The organism is Nitrospira marina, from assembly GCF_059568365.1.
On sequence record NZ_JCANTH010000001.1, the window covers coordinates 857,154 to 878,195 of the forward strand.

Below are 21,042 nucleotides of genomic sequence, written 5' to 3' on the forward strand. Positions count from 1 at the left end.
TCGGTATATATGATATGGCTCTGGGTTTGTCCATTGCTCACGTTGTTCAAAAAAGTTGAAAGACCAACTCGCATCTGAGAACCATCCGAAAAAATTCTGACAAACTAGAGTAACGAACATTTGATTAGGATTTTTCGGCCGGAAAATTTTGTCGACAAACATCCTTTCCCCTTGACTGAAGTCTGCATGGTCATCAAAGATTGACTGTTTCATGACATGAAACAATATGCTGCAGGCTTGGATTAAGTTTAGCCCAGCTTTCGATGAGGCCAATCTAGATGATGCTGGCTCAGAATCATACCCTCTTTAGACGCCCCTTATATTCCGAAGAAATAGTTGACATTAATCTATCCCAAGTTCAGTAATTAAAATTTTTATGAAAAACTTTTGGAAGTTATCCCCCATTCTTAAAGGAAGTTTAACTTGGGTGCCCCAATTGAATGCGTTACGGATACAACGTGCCTCCACGGGAGGCTCTACTTCTCCGCGATACTGTTATTCCGTTTGGCTCAGGCATTTAGTTTCACTTAGTAAGTTAGGTTTCAAAGTAAAAGGTTCCTGTATAGGTGAACTGGGACCTGGGGATAGTATAGGGACTGGATTAGCTGGCTTACTTTCTGGGGCGGTTCAATATGTAGGCCTGGATATTTTCCCCTTTTCAAAGAAGGCAAACCTAAATAGGATCTTTGATGATTTGGTGGAGCTGTACTCTCGGAGGGAATCAATTCCTGACCAAAGTGAATTTCCAGGCGTTTTGCCCCCATTGGATTCTTATCATTTTCCAGACCGACTGATTGACTGGGCAAACTTCAATGAAAAGGTTGAAAGGATTCGCGCTGAGCTAAGGAAGGATGAGCTTGGCGGTCAATATGTCATGTATCGAGCTCCTTGGATGTCATCAGGAGTAATCAGGGAATCGAGTCTTGATCTCATCCTTTCACAGGCAGTATTCGAACATATTGATCCTCTTAGGGAAACTTACAAGGCAATGTATTTATGGCTTAAACCTGGGGGGGTTGCAAGTAATATAATCGATTTTGGTTCTCATGGGCTGGCCCCATTCTGGAATGGCCATTTGGCGTATTCTGATTGGGAATGGAGATTGGTTAAGGGGAAACGGGAATTTCTTTTGAATCGAGAACCATTGAGTGTTCATCTGGCTTATGCGAAGGAAGCTGGATTTGAGGTGTTACACGTTCAGCGCTACCATGATGAATCTGGACTAAAGGTCAGTGACTTTGCGCCTCGGTTTCAAAACTTCGATGCAGAGGATTCAAAAACTCGTAGTGCCTTAGTTGTGTTGCAAAAAGCTTTCTAACAAATTATATTTATGGTCACGTCAGACTGGTTTCCGCTTAAGAGTTAGCTACGGCCAGTTTGTAACAAGTCTGTTATTCCTAGATTGAGGAAAAACCTTACCTAGCTTTGGTCAAAATTTCGAGGCACTACACTGTCCTTGTTGAAGGGGTTTTTGGGAATAGAGTGATGAAGAAAGGCTGGAGAAAAGATTGGAGTGAGGCATCCAGTTTGAGTCGGATTGCTAAGGAAATTCAGATCTGTGTTGCCCATCGAAACTCTTGGGATACAAAGTGTTGATCTATTTGAAAAGCTCTTAACTTTCCGGCGAATCATATATGGGGCAGTCAGTGAGATACGGGGGACCGAATAATATGAGGTTGAGCAGAAAGATAAGTGTCTTGCCGGACTTGATATCTTGGAAAATGCAATGATTCTGGTCAAGTGACTATCCGATTATGGAAATTCGCCTTCCTTCTGCACTCTTCTGGTGAATGCAGACAATCCGCTTTCACCTCTTCTGTGTTTCCTTCGGTATCTGAGTTAACTCATTGAATCTGAGCAGATGTCCCATCATCATAATGAAGGCAATTACCACCATAGGTTTCTTACAACTAGGCGTAGCCAGTTTCGGAAAACCGGAGTGCGCGTTCTTGGTCATTAAGAGGATCGAAGATCAATCGGTTGACGGCTAGTCTGGAGTTTCCTCCCTTGCTATGCTTTTGCCAGAGGTAACCTGTTGGGTTGCTTCTATGTCTTAGCATCCTATGTTTTTTATAGAAAATCTAAACCATTTATAATTCCTCAAAAATAGGAATTGTTGAGTTTGAGGAGTATGTCATACAATTTAATCTAACGGGTAGATCCCCAGAAGTTCGTAACTAAAGTTTTGATACATTCTGTCGAACCTTCACAAGGGAGAAGAGGAATGATCACTAACTTTGGAATCTGGAGGAGAGAAATGAAGCATTGGAATACTGATCACAGAGGCATGAAGGTTTTTCTCTTCTATGCTTTGGTTTTAACTGGGATTTTTGGCCTTGGAGGAATAAAAGAAGCTATTGCCAAAGAATATTTTGTGGCGGCTGGCAATGGAAACGATGGAAATAAGGGTACTCAAGAGGCGCCATATCTTACGCTCGAGAAGGGAGTGAGTGTTCTTCTCCCGGGCGACACTCTCTATGTGAGAGGCGGTATATACCAGAGAAGCAAGGATTTGTGGGAACCGCCGAATGGGCTTTCCTGGGAAAACCCAGTTGCCATTAAGGTATATCAGAAAGAAAAAGTAATCATTACCCCAAAGCCAGGGAAAACCGTATTTGAATTTAAAAATAATAGTCAGTTTATCATTATGGATGGATTCGTTGTTGATGGGACTAATGGCCATGATGGCATCCGATTGGGTAAGGACAGCCATCATATTCGCATTACACATAGTGAAATAAAAAATGCGCCTCATCAAGGCATTCAAGTGAGTAATGGGACTTTTCATGAATTACTTGAATTGAGCATTCATCACAATGGGATAACATCAAATACTCCCGGCCAGTCTCATGGTATTTATATGCCAGGCAATAATAATCTTATTGAAGGGTGTGATGTTTTTGAAAATGGCGCTTGGGGGATTCATATCTACGGTCTTAACAATTATACGAGTAATAATACTGTGAGAAATAATCGAGTTTTTAATAATAACAGGGCAAACGGGGGAGGCCCAGGGATAGGAGTTCATCATGGAACTAACAATTTAGTTTACAATAATCTTGTTTGGGGGAATAAGGACGGAATAATTGTCGATTACGGGCCGTCTAATTCAAAGATTTATAACAATACAATTTATATGAATGATGGCTATGAGCTATGGCTGGGTGAGAGCAGTAGGGATTCAATTGTGAAGAATAATATTCTTTTCAAAACGAACCAAAATGCAGCCTTGATGATTGTGAAGGGGAGTGGGGCATCTACTATTCAAAATAATCTTATTATTGCGCCAAACCCTATTGCCAATTCGGAGACTAAGGTCATTTTTAGTGGAAATTTAGTTGGGAATAATTACAAGCATGGATTTGTAAATCCCAGTAACCACGACTTCCATCTCACTACAGAAAGTTCTGCCATAAGGAAAGGTCTTGTGACTGCTGAAGTCAAAACTGATTTTGACGGGATACCAAGAAGCCTCCCCGTTGATATTGGGGCTTATAGCTTTGGTTCATCATTAGCGCCACCGACTAATCTTTCAATAATTTCAAATAAATAGCTTAGTCACTATACCGCTCCCTGTTTTTACCTCCAGTCTTAGAACTGTGGATCTTGTGGCTGTAGAGGAGAGTGACGTCTCCCCCAAAAAGGACAGCACTTCAAAACCAAAGTAAGTTGAGGGCTTCAGTGGTTCAACCCGACTAAGAGGGACCACTGAAGCGCTCAAAATTCTCGGAGGAACAGATCATCTATGCCCTTCGCCAAAATGAAGCCAGCACACCGGTAAGCGATGTCTGTGGGCACCTGGGCGTGGCGGAGGCCCAGTTCTATGTGTGGAAGAATAGTACTGCTTACCTCGAAAGCTGGGGCAGCTGAGCGCTGGAGTATGGATTTCCTTCGTGATACTCTCGCGGATGGACGTCCATCTGGGATTCTCATGGTGGTCGATAACTGGAGTCGGTAAATTCCTGTTCTCGAGGTAGGTTTTCGGATGTGGGCCGAGACGGTTGGCCAATCGCCTTATCGTGCATTGGGTGAAGAAAAACGACCGTGCTCCCTCACCGTCGTTCACGGCACGGAATTCCAAACGCGGGAACTGGAAGATTCGGCATATCGTTCTGGGGGACCAGCTCGACCTTATTCTACCCAGCAAAAATTTTGAAAACGCTCTTATTTAATCATTTTATGAACGCTTGCGAGGAGAGTGCTCCACCTCAATCAGTTTCTGTCCTTCAAATTCAGTCCAATCTAAGTCGAAAGGTGGCGGCAAGATTATAATCAGCGCCACCCCCCATGGCTCACTTTGGCACCCCGAATGAGTTTCTTGGACAACGTCAGGGGATTGAGATGGCTGAAGAAGCAGTCTGCTCATGGGTTAGAACTGTCTCGGAAGGTGGCCAACTTCATATTGCGGACAACTATACTTAATAATTGTCACGGGGGAGACGTCAAATCTCGCCAAGACCGGGTGGCCTGGCACGAAAGAATTTCATTATATGATGCCTTACATTCTGGGCAAATCCGTGTATTCAAAAAAGATGATTCTCTAAAAGAATAATAAAAATGTAATGTGTATAAATGAACCAAAAAAATTACGTGTTCTTGCTGTAACAAACCTATATCCTTCTCAAAAAAATCCGGCTTCTGGTACTTTTGTGGAGCAACAAATTAAAGGGTTGAGACAGATTGGTGTTGAAGTTGACGTCCTCCTCGTGAATCGTGACGAGGGAGGTATGAAGGAATACTTGGGTCTGAGAAATCGGCTTAGTAATAGTTGTGAAAAATTTGGCCCCGATATCGTTCATGCCATGTATGGGGGGGTCATGGCCGAGGTGACGACTCGTGTCGTTCGGGATAGGCCTACAGTTGTTTCATTTTGTGGTTCTGATCTACTTGGAGAACTTTTGTCTGGGTCTTTGAGGAAGATAGTTTCTGGGGTCGGGGTATGGGCTTCTTGGAGGGCTGCAAGACGGGCCACTGGGGTCGTAGTCAAATCCAGGAATCTCTTGGAATCCTTACCCAAAAATATGAATCTATCCAAGGTTAGATTAATTCCTAATGGCATCGATCTTGCGCGCTTTAGGCCCATTGATCAAGAAACATGCCGAAAGCAGCTTGGCTGGAATAACAAACATTTTCATGTGCTCTTTCCGACTAACCTAGGGGATCCTCGTAAGCGGTTCAGTTTGGCAAAATCTGCTGTGGAGACTCTAAATAAATCATCAAGAAATGTTGCCGAAATACATCAACTTCGCGGCGTGTCCCATGACATGGTTCCCATATGGCTCAATGCCAGTGATGTTGTGCTTCTTACTTCCCTGCATGAAGGATCTCCCAACATTATCAAGGAGGCGCTCGCTTGCAATATACCTGTTGTTTCGGTGGATGTAGGCGATGTCAAAGAGCGTATTCACAAAATAGAAGGGTGTTATATTGCTTTGCCAGATCCTGGTGCCCTGGCGGAGAAACTGCATTGGGTTCAAGTTGGCAAGCAAAGAGTATCAGCACGAAGTAGCATGCAGGACCTTTCCCTGGAGAATGTTGCTACTCGTCTAAGGAATCTTTACGAAGAGCTATTATAAGATCATTGAAATAGAAGCCTTATATTATTATGCAGTATTTTGGAATGAATGTATTGTGCATTTAATCATACTAACCCAATACTTCCCACCTGAAATTGGAGCACCACAGGCGCGACTTTCAGAGTTATGTCGTCATTTTGTCCAGCACGGTCATTCTGTCACGGTGTTGACAGGCATGCCTAATTATCCCCAAGGAAAAATTCTCGACGGATACGGTGGAGTTATTCGACGCGAAACTTCTGGGGGGATAGATATTATTCGGACTTTCATTTATCCGACACAAAAAGCTAACTTTATCTATAGATTAACAAACTATTTTTCATTTGCCCTGTCGTCAGCTTTCTTGGGTTCTTTTGTTCTTCCCCAAGCTGATTATTTGTTTGTCGAAAGCCCCCCACTTTTTTTAGGGTTGTCCGGATTTTGGTTAAGCAGGTTGAAGCGGACGCGAATGATTTTTAATGTTTCAGACCTCTGGCCTGAATCGGCAGTGGAGTTAGGAGTTTTGGATAAGAATAGTTTTGCCTATCAATTAAGCGCACGACTGGAAAAGTTTTGCTATCAGCAAGCATGGCTGATAACGGGCCAATCCAAGAGTATCATGGGGGACATTCGGACCCGCTTTCCTGATCGTCCCACTTTTCATCTTTCCAATGGGGTCGATACCAAAGTGTTTCATCCTGACAGAAAGACCCAAGAAGCCTCGGAAATAATAGGGCAGGGGAAAAACTGTATAGTGTTATATGCCGGGTTACATGGCCTGGCTCAAGGCTTGGAACAAGCACTGGCTGCGGCAGAACTGCTTCGGAAAGAGGACGATTTGAAGTTTGTACTTATTGGCAGCGGCCCCACGAAAAACTCCTTGGTTGAGCAGGCCAGGCAGGATAATTTAACTAACGTATGTTTTATGGAATCCCGGCCAGCTCGGGAGATTCCCGCGTTGGTTGCCGCCGCTGATATTGTATTAGTTCCACTAAAGATGTACATCACTGGAGCGGTCCCCTCCAAGTTATACGAAGCTATGGCTAGCGGACGTCCAGTGATATTGGTTGCGGGTGGAGAAGCAGCCGAAATAGTGCGCGACCATCAAACCGGAATGGTGGTAGAGCCGGGTGATGTCGCCAGCCTGGTACAGGCCATCCGGACTCTGTTTACCCAGCCCGACCTTCGTAAGACCCTAGGAGAGAATGGCCGTCGAGTGGCTGAACAATATTTCGATCGGACCACCATTGCCGGGCGCTTCATTGACCATTTGGAAACTTGCTTATGATGAAGACTTGTACCGTGGTAGGGCCCGTTCCAATTTTATGAAAATGGCCCCGGTTATTCTCGAACTCAATCGGCGTGGGTTGCGGCAGTTTTGTGTGCATACGGGGCAACATTAAGATGCGCAAATGTCGACGATGTTTTTTGATGAATTGGGTATGCCCAAACCGGATGCTTTTTTGGGAGTAGGATCTTGTTCGCATGCAGAACAGACAGCCCCTATTATGGTATCTTTGGAGAAATTCTGCCTGGAGCAGAATCCCACTCTGGTTGTCGTTGCTGGTGATGTTAATTCGACACTTGCCTGTGCGCTCGTTGCCGCCAAACTACGCATTCCAGTTGCACATGTGGAATCGGGCTTGCGCTAGTTTGACTGTTCCATGCCCGAGGAAATTAATAGGATCGTGACCGATCACCTTTCATCCATACTTTTTACGACGGAACCAAGTGGAAACGTTAACTTACTCAAGGAAGGGATTTTCCTCAAGTCAGATTCACTTTGCTGGAAATACAATGATTGATAGTCTGATGGCCCATCTTGATAAGCCCCTGGCTGGGAAACCCTGGCAGCGATTTCATCTGGAACCCGATTCCTATGGTTTAGTTACCTTGCATCGGCCTGCCAATGTCGATGACCTTCCCACTCTTACCGAGATTGGCTTGGCCCTGCAGAAAGTTTCTTCCGATCTGCTCTTGTGTTTCCTGTGCACCCCCGGACTCGTGACAGACTTAAGCAAGCCTTACCTGATTGGCCTGCTATTACAATCATCGAACCATTGGGTTATTTGGATTTTTTGGCCTTAATGGCCAAGGCCCGGTTAGTTCTTTCTGCTTCAGGCGGAATCCAGGAAGAAACCAGATTTTGGGAGTGCCTTGTGTCACGAACGCCCCAATACCGAGCGTTCTATTACCATAGAGTCGGGAACTAATCGGCTGGCAGGAGTTACCAGGGAAGGTATTATCGGGGCTGCCAGAGATGCTCTCTCTCAAAAATCTTTACACGCCATATCACCAACGCTTTGGGATGGAAGGGCGGCCGGTCGGATTGTTGATGTGTTAGAAAAAGAACTGGGAGGATAGCTAGCCGACCAGTTTTGGCAAGTTTTGCATTCTAAAAAAGGATAATTCCTAAACTTAATGCGAAGCGACAGAAAGATATTTGTTTTCTCTAATTCAGACCAGTCATTCGTGGCGTCGGTGGGCTTGCTGATTTCTTAACTTGTTTTCTGTAGAATTTCCTCTTTTTGTGATATTCTGGCGGATTGAAAGCGGCGCTTCTCTATACGGGATTGGAAATGGCATAGTTTTACTTTCTACTTTGTACCCTGACATTTAGTGAGAACCTCTAGGCCATTGAATCGCTCTCGACAAACTTCTATCACCCTGCGTTTTGCAATTGTTATTTCTGAAGCACATTAAAATGTAAAATAGACGGGGTGGTGCGGTGAGCAAGACTATTTAATTTTGCCTGGACAATGTCGTGATAAACTTCCTAACGAACACATGCAAATCTCGATCTCTCCTCAATCATTAGATGTCCGTAAGAAGTTCATTTTTAGGGGCAGTCCCGAACTTGGGATTTAGGTGGTGCTATGGATGATCCATTCCCTGCGTCCGAAAAAGTTGAAGAAGCTCGGATTCAAGCCGTTTATGCCAAGCGGACAGAGAATACTTTTTATTCGTGGTTTAATCCAAGCTATGTTTTCATGGTGCAGGAACAAGAACGGCGAATGCTGGTTGCTCTGGAGCAACATGGGTTTGCCTGTTTAGAAAACATAAAAATTCTTGAAATTGGCTGTGGAAGAGGATATTGGCTTAGAGAGTTTATCAAATGGGGCGCCAAGCCCCAAAATATTACAGGGATAGATCTTCTTTCAGATCGCGTAGAAGTAGCCAGGAGGCTCTGCCCTGAAGGAGTAGAAATTGAATGTGGGAGTGCGGGGAAGCTTGGTTTTAGGAACGGGTCGTTTGACCTCGTTCTCCAGTCTACGGTTTTTTCCTCCGTACTCGATCCCTCTTTGAGACAACAAATTGCCCTGGAAATGCTCCGCGTTTTAAACGAAAATGGTGCTATTCTTTGGTATGACTTTCATGTGAATAATCCCAGAAATCCTGATGTTCAGGGTATAAACAAACGGAAAATCAAGCAGTTGTTTTCGGGCTGTCGGATTGAACTTCGACGCATCACTCTGGCTCCCCCTCTTGCTCGGTTGCTTGCGCCCTATTCCTTGTTGGCTTGTTACCTTCTCGAACGCTTTAAAGTATTCAATACTCATTATATCGGAGTTATTCGTAAGGTATAGGCATGCCTGTAATGAAAGATGCTGTGGATGGGGACGAGTTTCATCAATAATAGTGCTGAAGGCAACCAGTAGAAACCCATCTCTCTTCACTTTTAGAGCAATTGATTTAAAACTTTGCCCTATTTTCTTATTCATCGATCGAGGTAGGACAGCATGAACCAATTTTTACCCTTTCATGTTCCTGATATTGGGGAGGAAGAAATTCAGTCGGTGGTCGAGACTCTTGGTTCAGGGTGGTTAACCACAGGTTCAAAGACCAAGCAGTTTGAGGCGGAGTTTGCGCAGCGGGTAGAGGCTCGACATGCTGTGGCCCTGAATTCCTGTACGGCTGCTTTGCATCTTGCCCTCGAAGCCGTTGGCGTGACCGAAGGCGACGAGGTCATTGTGCCCACCATGACCTTTGCCGCCACCGCAGAGGTGGTGCATTACCTCAAAGCGAAACCCGTGTTGGTGGACTGCCAGGCTGATACCTTAAATGTTGATGTAGGCCAGATTGAAAAAGCGATCTCGCCGAGAACAAAAGCGATCATACCTGTTCATTATGCCGGTCAGCCCTGTGAAATGGATCGCATTCTGGAGATTGCCAGAGTTCATCATCTGAAGGTTATTGAGGATGCTGCCCACGCTCTTCCGACCCGTTATCGTGGAAGGATGGTCGGGTCGTTGGGAGATATTACGTGCTTTTCTTTTTATTCAACCAAGACGATCACGACTGGTGAAGGGGGGATGGCCACGACCGAAAATGCCGAATGGGCAGATCGCATGCGAATTTTAAGTCTGCACGGCATCTCGCGGGATGCCGTGAATCGATATACCCCTGAGGGCACCTGGTATTACGAGATTTGCTATCCTGGGTATAAGTATAATCTGACGGATATCGCGGCAGCACTAGGAATTCCCCAGCTACACAAATGCGACCGCTTTGGAACGATCCGCCAGCGTTACGCCACCCTCTATAATGAAGGTTTTAAGGATATTCCAGAAATTACGGTACCCCATGTGGCCGAAGATGTGGAGCATGCCTGGCATCTCTATGTCATTCAGTTGGACCTGGGACGGTTGCGGGTCGGACGGAACGAAATGATCGATCTTCTGAAGAAACAGGGCATCGGAACCAGTGTGCATTTTATCCCCTTGCATCTTCACCCCTATTATAGGGATAATTACGGGTATCTCCCCAATGATTTCCCTGTGGCTAGTTCCGTATTTGAACGCATTATATCTCTCCCCATTTACCCTAAAATGACAGAAGTCGATGTCAAAAACGTCATTGAGGTGGTCGCAACGCTTATCAAAGCGCACAGGCGATAAGTGTTCGAGACATTGAGACTCAGATTCTTGAAGCTTTCTAGTGGATACATGATATGTTCCCCCCCTCCTTATGGTGGTAGCTCTCCTTTTCCATCTAATTGGAAAATGACAGAGATCACAATTCACATTCCAGCGAAGTGGTTGCAATGTTCATTCAGGAGTATCGGTGATGACTAAGCGTGTTGTTGACACTCTTGGTGCGTTTTTAGGGTTAGTGGTGTGTACCCCCCTCTTTGTCGTGCTCGCCCTCCTTATTAAAATGGATTCCCGAGGGCCTGTCTTATTTCGACAGGTGCGCGTGGGTCGTGGGTTTCGGCCATTTTGTCTGTACAAGTTTCGTACGATGGCATCGGACGCCTCAAAAAAGGGAGGGGAGCTAACCATAGGCGAAGATCCTCGTGTGACCCGTATCGGACGATTTTTGCGCCAGTTGAAACTTGACGAGCTGCCGCAACTGTTCAATGTATTAATAGGGGACATGAGTCTGGTCGGCCCACGTCCTGAGGTGGCCTACTACGTCGAAAAGTTCAAAGAGGACTATCACGATGTTTTGACGGTCCGGCCTGGTTTAACGGATCTGGCTTCTCTGAAGTACATTGATGAACAAAGTATGCTCGGAAAGGTCGAGAAACCCGAAGATGAGTATACGAATACGATCCTGCCGGAAAAAATCCGATTAGCAAAATTGTATATCGAGCATGCCTCTTTAGCTTTTGACCTTGCCGTCATTGCCCAGACGTTATTGCAACTGCTGGGCTTGCGGAGCGTCATTCTAAAGGTCACCGATCGTGACAATCATGATGAGGTGGCTTTCCTTGAAGGATCTGTAATATTCCAGTTTATTACCAAATATCGGCGACCCATTATTATTACGTTGGATCTGGCACTGATTGTTTTAGCCTATTATCTGGCGTTCTGGTTGAGGTTTGACGGCCACCTTCCTCCAGACGCCACGCAACTTTTGCTCAAGACTTTGCCAGGGCTGCTTGTGATTCGTGGGATTGCCTTTATGATCTTTCGCCTCAATGAAGGGCTGTGGCGGTATATTAGCATATGGGATTTAAAGAAAATTATGGGTGGAGTATTGGCTGGAACCATAGTGTTCTATGGCCTCGTCAATTGGGGGCTCGGTCTCGCCGGCTATCCCCGGTCCATCTTTATCATCGATAGTATCCTGTTGATCGGGTTTCTTTGTGGGATCCGGCTTGCGGTCCGAATCTTTCGGGAGCGGAAAGTCTTAAGAAAGACGAAACGAGTCCTCATTATTGGAGCTGGCGATGCGGGGGAAAACATCGTTCGGGAGATGCAATCACATTCCACTTCCTCCTATACGCCCATTGGATTTGTGGACGATGATGTCTCCAAAGTGAGCAAACGCATCCATGGCATCAAAGTCCTGGGAACACGCCAGGATCTGTCACGTATTCTTCACACGCACAAACCTGAGGAAGTGTTAGTAGCCCTGCCTGGGACAAACTCAGCCGTTCTTCGAGATATTACCGCACTGCTGGCCCCCTTTAACGTGCGCATCAAAACCCTCCCGAACTTGGGCGATATCCTGGAAGGCAAAGTCACAATCAGTCAAATCCGGGATCTCGCAATTGAAGACCTGCTTCAGCGTCCCCCCGTGGGGTTGGATCCACAGCCAGTGCGCAATTTAATTGATGGGAAGCGGGTTTTGGTGACCGGGGCTGGCGGATCTATTGGTTCGGAACTCTGCCGCCAAATTGTCGCGCTTGCTCCCAAGTCCCTCATCCTATACGAACGGCACGAGAATAGCTTATATGCGATCTCGGGGGAGCTGGGCGATCAGGGTAATTCCGGTGTGGTTCATGAAGTGCTGGGAGATATAACGGATGTTCCCCGTCTCCACGAGATATTTAAGACGTACCGTCCGGAGATAATTTTCCATGCGGCGGCTCACAAGCATGTTCCGTTAATGGAGGTGAACCCGGGGGAGGCGTTCAAGAATAATATCCTGGGGACCCGTTTAGTGGCCGAAGCGGCCGCTCACTTCGGTGCCGAGCATTTTGTGTTGATTTCGACAGATAAGGCTGTGAATCCTTCCAGTGTTATGGGAGCGACCAAGCGGGTAGCGGAATTGGTTGTCCAGGCCATGGCGAGTCAGAGTCAGACTCGATTTCTGACCGTTCGCTTTGGCAATGTCTTGGGAAGTAATGGCAGTGTTGTCCCCCGCTTCCAAAAACAGATTAAGGCCGGCGGACCAGTCACGGTCACGCATCCGGAGGTGCGCCGTTACTTTATGCTGATTCCAGAAGCAGTGATCTTAGTTTTGCAGGCTGCAGCCCTTGGCGAGCAAGGGGCGATTTATGTCCTGGAAATGGGTGGACAAATTAAACTGGTGGATCTCGCGCGTAACCTCATTCGACTCTCTGGTCATGTGCCGGAGAAAAATATTCCTATCCAGTTTATCGGTCTTCGCCCCGGGGAAAAACTCGAAGAAGAATTGGTTGGAGAATGTGAGCAAGCTATGCCTTCATCAATTGATAAAATCCTCCGGATTCAATCGGGACAATCTCTTGATCCGGCATTCCTGAGCAATATTCTGAGCAAGCTGGAGGATGTGCAGATATTGGGTCATTCTCCCTCCGTGATTGAGCTTCTTCAGCAGTTGGTGCCGACCTTCCATCGTCCTGAAATTTTGGAAATGGCAGCGATGAGTGAGGAATATCAAATTCATTGATGAGGGGGCCAGCTAGATCCTGAAAGTCTACAAGATGGTGGATAACGGCATGTAAGTCCGATTCTGCTTGAAAACTGAAAAAGGGGCTAAAGTTAGGGTTAATCTAAATTTACAGACTAATACTTCCGAGAGGGGACTGAGGTTCAATTCTTATTGGCCTTGATAGAAATTCGTTTTATGAGGTAACATTTATGGTTCGGATGAATAAATCTATGGATAAATGTACCTAAGCTAACAAGGGTACATCGAGGGTTCACCGTTATTCATGTGAGATGCATAAGCATATGAAAAATATTATATTTTTGATGATGCGAGAAATTCTTATTTTAACTATTCCTCTATCAGGATGTTTTCTGGTGCATTTAAGTGAACGTGAGAGTATCTACAGAGGATTTGTTACCAATGAAGGAATATAAGAGGATGAGAATTTTAATTGTTTTGGCGACATTTATTCTTCTGTGTGGGTGTAATTCAGGATGGAAGGGAATGAAAACCGTTGATGCTTCAAGTTTGGAACCCAATGGTTACCCTGCTCTTTCTGGAAAAAATTCTAATGTTGAACGTCCATCTAAGGTTCATGGGAAAGAGCCTGAGCAAATTAGCATTGATGATCCGCGTTATATCATCCAACCAGGCGACCAATTAAGCGTAAAATTCTTTTTTAATCCGGAGTTAAACGAAGAAGATTTAGTTGTGCGGCCTGATGGACATATTTCCCTGCAATTGGTTCATGAGGTTAAGGCCGCAGATCTCACCCCAGCGCAACTCAAAGGCGTTTTGGAGAAAAAATATGCTGGGCAACTAAAAAATCCAGAGATTGCCGTCATTGTTCGTTCGATTCGGGAGCCTTATAGAATCTATGTCGATGGAGAAGTCAAGACACCGGGGGAATATGAAATGGTCGGGTCCCTAAGCGTATTGCAAGCAATTGCGCGCGCCGGGGGCATGAAGGAAGACACGGCGAAGAAAAGCGACGTAAAAGTCATACGAGAGGATCAAGATGGTCAGAGGTTTGTCATTAATGTGGATTTAGATGGGGCCCTCAATGGAGGTGATCTGAGCCAGGATATTCGACTGCTTCCGTCTGATATGGTCTATGTGCCCAGGTCATTTTGGTAAGTCAATATACTTGCAAGTGTAAGAGTGTAAGAATGCTAGCTGCTTTTCCAGGCTCAGCCCTTTTCTATAATTAATAATGAGTTTATAGCATTTAAAGAGATTTGCTTTGAAAAGGGATGAAAGGAATACCGTGAATATTATAAAGACTCAATTAGCTTTTCGACCTTTCTACAGACATAGTCTAATTTTGACAATCTCATTGTCTGTTTTACTTGTAATCATCGTGTTTGGGGGTACCCTGGCTTTCCAGGGTTCCTCTTATGCGAACCCTGGACCAGTGAACGGAACTGCTTCGAGTCCGGCAGATGTTGAAAATTCCGACAATCAGGTGTTTTCGATTATGAAGCAACAACTTCGTTCTTACCAGCAAAGCCTGGAAGAATCCGAGGGACGTCTTCAAGATTTTCAACGGAAGCATGGAATAATTTTAATTGAGACGCAAATGAATCATCTTCTTCAACAGCGTAAATCTTTGGACGACTCATTAAAACAGGCCGAAAATCAAGTAAAGGGCTTTCAAGAGAAGCTTGCCTGGATTCAGGATCAGATAAGCCAGATTCCTGAACAGATTCCTCTTTCAAGTTCGGCTTCAGAACAAGGGGTGGTTGGTGGGGCCAAGAATAATTTATTGAGCCTTCAATTAAAAGAACAGGAATTATTAAACAAATACACCGAGAATAACCCCCATATTCAATCCATTCGAAAAGAAATGGATTTGATTAATCAGTTCATAAAGGAACAGGAATCTCAAGTGGCACGTAGTGTCTCCACTGGTAAGAATCCGCTCTATCTTGAGATGGAAATGCAATTATTTCACACTCAAGCCGACCTCGTTTCGGCTGAAGCCCAAAGTGGGGTGATCAAACAACAGATTGCTGAAGTGGACAAGGAACTGAATAGGTTGAGAAATTTGGGTCCGGAACTTGATGAACTTCGGCGCCAAGTCACAGCAGATGAGAAAAATTACATAAATTACCTCACCAAAGTAGGTAAAACCCCACCACAAGATTATCAAATTCAGGTCGGAGATCAGCTCGATATTAAATTCTTTTTTAATCCTGAACTCAATGAAACAGTTTTAGTCCGACCTGATGGACGGATTGCCTTGCAGTTGGTTGGTGAAATTACTGTTGTTGGACATACGGTAGAACAAATTCGAGCGATATTAATAAAAACGTATTCCGGGCAACTCAAAAATCCCGAAGTAGCCGTCCTTCTCCGCTCAACAAATGTGCCTGGAGAAGATTCAGGCACAACAGCAGCAGAAGGGAATTTCGTAGGGAAATAACATATGGAACCTGAAGTTTATGCAGCGGATGAGGGTTTGCCTTACCCCTTGGGAAGTTTACGAGATATCCTGACCGCTCTCTTTAAGCATAAAAATAAGGTAATCACTATTTTCCTGTTGGTTTTTGGGATTGTCGCGGGGTATGTCTTTACGTTGGTCCCTCTCTATGAGGCTAAAACGAGTTTGCTTTTGAAGGTTGGGAGGGAACATGTATTCCGTCCTGAAGTAGGGAAAGAAGGTCAATTTGTAAAATATAATGAGGAGGCTGCTCTTCAATCAGAAATGGAGATAATTTCTAGTAGAGACCTCATAAGACGGGTCGTGAGTACTTTGGGTGTTGAAAAAGTGTATCCGGAATTTTTAGATCCTTCATTGGAGATTCAAGACCCTTTAGAGAAGGGTGTTTCAACTTTTATGAAAAATCTGTTACCCACCCCGGTCAAGGGTTCGAGCGTGCTTGAAATATCATATTTAAATCCCCGACCCAAGGTAGCAGCCGAAGCACTCAATCTCCTTGTTGACTTATTGAAAGAGAAGCATCTTCAAGTGTTTAGCGATCCGAAGGCTTCGTTTTTAACGAAGCAATTACATACCTACCAGGAGAAATTGGAACAGGCGGAAGCAAATCTTCAGGCGTTTAAGCATAGGCATGATCTTTCTTCCCCTCTTGTCGAACAACAACGCCGGCTCCTGGATCAGCGGGCCACCCTGGATAGTGAATACAAAACAACTAAGAATAAGCTGCAAGGATTGGTAGGTAAAATCGCTTCCCTGGAAACTCAGATGAAAACTATTCTCGATAATATTTCTGTGTCAACGGTGGAAGAAGGGGGTAATCTGGAAAAGGCCAAGGCGGAATTGTTTGCTCTGAAACGGGAAGAACAAAAGCTCCTAGCAAAGTACACCGAAACTAGTTTTCCTGTTTTGAACCTTCGAAAAGAAATTGACCAGGTAGAACAGTTTATTCTTGCCGAACAGAAAAACGAGCGCGCTAATACCATAGCAAGTGGAAAGAAAGCGATGTACAGCGAGCTTGAAAAGGAGAGGCTGGGAGCTGTGTCTGAGTCAACGACCCTTCAGGCAAGCAGTCAGGTGATTGCTCTTCAGATCGAGGATCTTGACAAAAAAATCCAGAGGCTTGATGAATTAAATAAAGAACTGATTGTCCTTGAGCGGCAGAGAGCAGCAGATGAGCAAAATTACAATTTATATCTTACTCGAGTAGAAGAGGCGAATGTATCTGAGGAAATGGACCGGCTCAAAATGGCCAACATTAGTGTAATCCAACGCGCTGAGGTCCCCGGGGGGCCAGCGGGACGTTCCCCAATATTGCTTGTCACTTTGGGAGCTATTTTGGGGATAATGGCTGGAACTGGATTTGGACTTCTCCTAGAGTACTTCCAAGGGGCCTATACTCGCCCGGAACAAGCAGCTAACGATTTAAACCTCCCTCTCCTGGCTACTTTCGGGCAAAAGCTGTAAACAGAAATTTATCATTATGTATCTAGCGTTTTACGGTCTCAAAAAAGAACCATTTCATACTACTCCTGACCCAAATTTCCTTTATCTGAGCCCCAGCCATAAGGAAGCGATGGGGGCGATTATCTATGGAATTGAGAGAAGAAAAGGTTTTGTCGCCATTTATGGCGAAGTCGGCGTAGGAAAAACGACGATTATTCGTGCGTACCTTGAAAAGACGAGTGACCGAAAACAGAAAACAGTCTACATTCTTAATCCAGTTTTATCATTTCATGGGCTTCTGACCGATATATTTCGAAGCCTTGACCTTGTTCCATCTCATGATGATTCGGCCGAGATGGTCAATCAACTGCAGGAAGCATTGATTCAGGAATACCGGTCGGACAGCACGGTTGTGCTGGTCATTGACGAAGCTCAAAATATGCCGGTTAAAACCTTGGAGCAGTTACGGCTGCTCTCTAATTTGGAAACATCCACAGACAAGCTTATCCAAATAGTTTTAATCGGGCAGCCAGAATTAACAGCATTACTCAATCATCCTACCTTGAAGTCCTTGAACCAACGCATTGCCCTTCGTGCAACGATACAACCGCTGCAACCGAAAGAGAGCCAGGCCTATATTGAACATCGGGTTGCACTGTCTTCATCCACTGGAGCGCCTCTATTTACGCAAGGAGCCATGAAGCTGATTATTCGCGAGGCTCAGGGCATTCCACGTAGGATTAATATTCTTTGCGATAACGCCCTGATCACTGGATATGGCAGACAACAAAAACCGGTTTCTGTAAGCGAGGTCCGGGAAATCCTTGCTGACATGGATGGCTCTCGTTCAACTTATCTTGTGAAGTGGGCGGTCGGTGTTGCCGTGGTCATACTTTTGGCAATTGGGGCTTTTTTATTAAGCCCGATCTTCCTTCCTGGAAATGTTGGAGTATCCCAAATAGACCTGAGCGAACGTGACAGCCAGAATGCGAGGGCGACCTCCTCCGAAAAAATGACTCAGGAAAGCATAAATCAACTTGAAGAGCAGTCGATTCCTATGGCCTCTTCGGTCTCTCAAATAGAAGGTCCTATTTCTCGTGCGGAAAAAAGTGGGGTGGGTTCCGGCCAAACGAAAAAACCCGCCGAAAAGGTAATAGAAACCGCCAGGTCTGATGGTAGAATCAGGGCTCACACCGAAGTAGCTTCTAAGCCAAGCCAGGGTTCACCAATTACCAGGGCGGTCAAAGAGGGAGATAATTTGAGTCAAATTGCCAATGAAGCCTATGGGTCCTCGAGCCGGCAATATGTGGAATGGCTCCGTCGGCATAACCCACAAATTAGCGATCCCGACATCATTCTTCCAGGTCAAAAAATTGTGTTACCTGAGTACGTGAAAGAATAAGACAATATTATGAGTAAAATTTACGATGCTCTGCAGATTGCCTATGGAGAAAAGCTGGCTGCCGGCAATGAGTTAAAAAAGGAGCCAATAGAAGTTCCTTCTGTGTCGATCCCTTCTCCTTCTTTGTTGCAGGTTAGAAATACCACGTCTTTTCCAAGGCTTTATAATGAATCCGAATTGATGGTCATGGCACAAAATATTGCCGCACTGCTTCCAAGCCCCGATAAAAACGTCATTCAGTTCATCGGGTCAAGAAGGGGAGAAGGCACCTCCACCCTTGTCAGGGAATTTGCTCTGGTTTCCTCTCAGCACAGTAATAAGCCTGTTCTTCTTGTCGAAGCAGATCTTATGCAGCCTTGTCAGTATCAGGCATTCGGGATCGAGGCTAAATCTCCTCTGGATCATGTATTAAAAGATGGGAAAGCTCTTGATGGTGTCGTTTCTCAGGTTGAACAATCGAATCTTTTTCTAGCTACATTATCTTCTAAAGTTCAGTCAGCTCTCACAACACGCACTTTCTACAATCCCACTGATATGTGGAAAATTGTTCGTGAACAGTTTTCCCTCATACTCATAGATTCTTCTCCGGCCAATGTCACGGCAGATAGCCTGGCCCTTTGTGAGACCGTTGATGGGATTGTGCTGGTGGTCGAAGCCGAACAAACCCGTTCGGCTGTCGCAAAGAAAGTCAGAGATCAGATTCTTATGCAGGAAGGAAATCTTCTTGGCATGGTATTTACGAAAAGGCATTTATACATCCCAGAATCTCTTTATAAATTCATCTAGATTTTTCTTTTTTCTAATTCTGCTTTTTTTTCCTCAATCGTGTGATCACCTATAACTTCTTCCATTGTTTCATTTGAGAATCACATCTTCAGTAGGATCTGTCCAATTCGGACGTCTTCCCTTTCCAATATTTCAAAATTCTGTCATTGGTCTTGGAGTGCCTTCCCAACTATAAAATGATCATGTTGGAATAGGTGCACTTTCTTGAAATAGCCTAACCTATCTTTTAGGGGGCGGAAGACCGAAGCACATCACGCCGGAGGAAAATGTAACTTCCAAAGAGTAGGCTAACTAGAATCATAGTTGTCCGGGTGGAATGGAATCCTTCGATTACTTGGGTCGTCAACTCACTGAGGCAGCCGAGACCAAGATAGAGTAAGTAACCCCAGAATGCCCATAAGTTTTTTTTAATAAAACCATAGCCCAATACCCAATGGATAAAGGGGTGCTGGAATTTTACAAATTCTCCTGCCCATCCGCTGAATGTAGTTCCGAAAATCTTGAGTGCGTAGTGAGGGTAGCTGGCTATCCACACTAAATCCAAGGTGCCTGCCAGGACTAAAAGCATCCCAAACACTTGTATATCCCGTCCCTGGCTCAGGAAAGATCGGAACGGATGTTTCTGAACAATCATCTCCCAAAAAAGAGTCAAATCAAGGAATAGTGCTTACAAATAGGAATACACTTTTGTTCAGAAATGATTGGTTCTATGAGTCGCAATATTATTAAGAAACCATCTTAGATTCAGGAAGATTGTAAGGTGTTTTCTATATCGTTCACGATTTCTGACGACAGTGGCTTCTGTCGAGGATCATACCGGGCAATGACAGTTCCTTTCCGGTTAATAAGGAATTTTTGAAAATTCCATGTGATCTCACCTTTAAAATTTGTTTCTTCGGTGAGATAGCGATAGAGAGGGTGCTTCTGTCCTCCAATCACCGTGATTTTACTAAACAAGGGGAATTCCAAGGAATATTTTGTATAGCAAAATTCCGCGATTTCCTTGTTGTCTCCTGGTTCCTGTTTACCAAAGTCATTTGCGGGAAAGGCTAAAATCGTAAATCCCTGATCACGATATCGTTCATATAACGTTTGCAGTCCGGCATATTGCGGCGTATTCCCACAAAAGCTTGCCGTATTCACGATCATGATGACCTGTCCTTTGAACTCGTTGAGTGAGCGAGGTTTATTCTCAATATCTTCCATGATGAAGTCGTATATCTGTGATGCCGGCTTATTCTTTGTGATGTCAATTGTTGATGATGGTTGATTTGAAGGAAGTACTTGAGGCGGAGGTTCATTGGCAACGGCTTCCCCTATTGAGGTGGAATAGTCTTGGCCACATCCGCCAAAGGTTACCAGACCACACAAGCTGGCTAATAGTGCATAACGCGGAGCAAATGGATTGGAGTATGGCATGTTAGATCCTCCTCAATTGATCGACAATCAGTCCTTCTCTGACTCCAGTGTAATCCTCAATTTCAGGTCAAGGCAATTGGCCCGGATGAAAATGGCAGCAGTGTCGTCGTCTGTTCGGACTTTTTCCTAATAAACACGCACAGGGTTCGCGGGAAAGCCGAAGACATCGGTGCTTGAAATTATAATCGGAGATAGGTTTAAACAGAGATTTTTTCACGTTTTCAATAGCCATGAGCATTGTCGATCGAGTGGACTTTGTAATCGTGAGACTTGTCGGGACGGGGAAATACATTCGTCGGAGTCCGTTCAGCATTGTTAAATCGTCCATGATCGGCATTGGGAGAGCAAAAAATCCCCTCACCAGACTGCGTCTTTGGGATCTCACATCCATAAAAACCATTCGAATCAAT

The 21,042-nt window shown here is 44.9% G+C and carries 14 protein-coding genes and 1 pseudogene; 14 read left to right on the top strand and 1 reads right to left on the bottom strand.

From position 1 onward, the window contains the following. Window positions 1-376: 376 nt before the first annotated feature. The 14 genes and pseudogenes from LX98_RS03605 to LX98_RS03670 all read left to right on the top strand — a co-directional run bounded on the left by LX98_RS03605 (window position 377) and on the right by LX98_RS03670 (window position 19,213). Window positions 377-1,318 (top strand): methyltransferase domain-containing protein, encoded by a 942-nt coding sequence (locus LX98_RS03605; protein ID WP_496427591.1) that lies wholly within the window; start codon window positions 377-379, stop codon window positions 1,316-1,318. A 939-nt stretch (window positions 1,319-2,257) separates the two neighbouring features. Continuing rightward, window positions 2,258-3,553, top strand: a complete 1,296-nt coding sequence (locus LX98_RS03610; RefSeq protein WP_496427592.1) for a right-handed parallel beta-helix repeat-containing protein — start codon at window positions 2,258-2,260, stop codon at window positions 3,551-3,553. Between the two features lie 155 nt (window positions 3,554-3,708). After that, window positions 3,709-3,870, top strand: a complete 162-nt coding sequence (locus tag LX98_RS03615) for a transposase (protein WP_496430559.1) — start codon at window positions 3,709-3,711, stop codon at window positions 3,868-3,870. Between the two features lie 692 nt (window positions 3,871-4,562). Next, on the top strand, window positions 4,563-5,576 hold the full coding sequence (locus LX98_RS03620; RefSeq protein WP_496427593.1) for a glycosyltransferase: 1,014 nt from the start codon (window positions 4,563-4,565) through the stop codon (window positions 5,574-5,576). 55 nt (window positions 5,577-5,631) lie between these two features. Then, window positions 5,632-6,843, top strand: a complete 1,212-nt coding sequence (locus LX98_RS03625) for a glycosyltransferase (protein ID WP_496427594.1) — start codon at window positions 5,632-5,634, stop codon at window positions 6,841-6,843. A gap of 37 nt (window positions 6,844-6,880) precedes the next feature. Continuing rightward, window positions 6,881-7,919, top strand: a pseudogene (gene wecB, locus LX98_RS03630) (non-hydrolyzing UDP-N-acetylglucosamine 2-epimerase). Window positions 7,920-8,431: 512 nt separating this feature from the next. Then, entirely contained in the window at window positions 8,432-9,142 is a 711-nt protein-coding gene (locus LX98_RS03635; protein ID WP_496427595.1) for a methyltransferase domain-containing protein, read from the top strand. Between the two features lie 153 nt (window positions 9,143-9,295). Continuing rightward, on the top strand, window positions 9,296-10,453 hold the full coding sequence (locus LX98_RS03640; RefSeq protein ID WP_496427596.1) for an aminotransferase class I/II-fold pyridoxal phosphate-dependent enzyme: 1,158 nt from the start codon (window positions 9,296-9,298) through the stop codon (window positions 10,451-10,453). A 169-nt stretch (window positions 10,454-10,622) separates the two neighbouring features. Beyond that, on the top strand, window positions 10,623-13,157 hold the full coding sequence (locus tag LX98_RS03645; protein WP_496427597.1) for a polysaccharide biosynthesis protein: 2,535 nt from the start codon (window positions 10,623-10,625) through the stop codon (window positions 13,155-13,157). Window positions 13,158-13,643: 486 nt separating this feature from the next. Continuing rightward, the gene (locus LX98_RS03650) at window positions 13,644-14,276 is read left to right on the top strand and encodes a polysaccharide biosynthesis/export family protein (RefSeq protein ID WP_496427598.1); all 633 of its coding nucleotides are present in this window, start codon (window positions 13,644-13,646) and stop codon (window positions 14,274-14,276) included. A 340-nt stretch (window positions 14,277-14,616) separates the two neighbouring features. Then, a complete protein-coding gene (locus LX98_RS03655) occupies window positions 14,617-15,564 on the top strand; it encodes a polysaccharide biosynthesis/export family protein (protein ID WP_496427599.1) in 948 nt (315 codons plus the stop codon). A 3-nt stretch (window positions 15,565-15,567) separates the two neighbouring features. Beyond that, complete coding sequence (locus tag LX98_RS03660) at window positions 15,568-17,046, top strand: Wzz/FepE/Etk N-terminal domain-containing protein (RefSeq protein ID WP_496427600.1); 1,479 nt, start codon at window positions 15,568-15,570, stop codon at window positions 17,044-17,046. A 16-nt stretch (window positions 17,047-17,062) separates the two neighbouring features. Beyond that, window positions 17,063-18,427 carry an AAA family ATPase gene (locus LX98_RS03665; RefSeq protein WP_496427601.1) on the top strand — a complete coding sequence of 455 codons (1,365 nt, stop codon included), beginning with the start codon at window positions 17,063-17,065 and terminating at the stop codon, window positions 18,425-18,427. 9 nt (window positions 18,428-18,436) lie between these two features. After that, window positions 18,437-19,213, top strand: coding sequence for a P-loop NTPase family protein (locus LX98_RS03670; RefSeq protein ID WP_496427602.1), 777 nt, complete (start codon window positions 18,437-18,439; stop codon window positions 19,211-19,213). Window positions 19,214-19,957: 744 nt separating this feature from the next. Here the strand turns inward: LX98_RS03670 and LX98_RS03675 are convergent. Further along, complete coding sequence (locus LX98_RS03675; RefSeq protein WP_496427603.1) at window positions 19,958-20,632, bottom strand: glutathione peroxidase; 675 nt, start codon at window positions 20,630-20,632, stop codon at window positions 19,958-19,960. Between the last annotated feature and the right edge of the window lie 410 nt (window positions 20,633-21,042).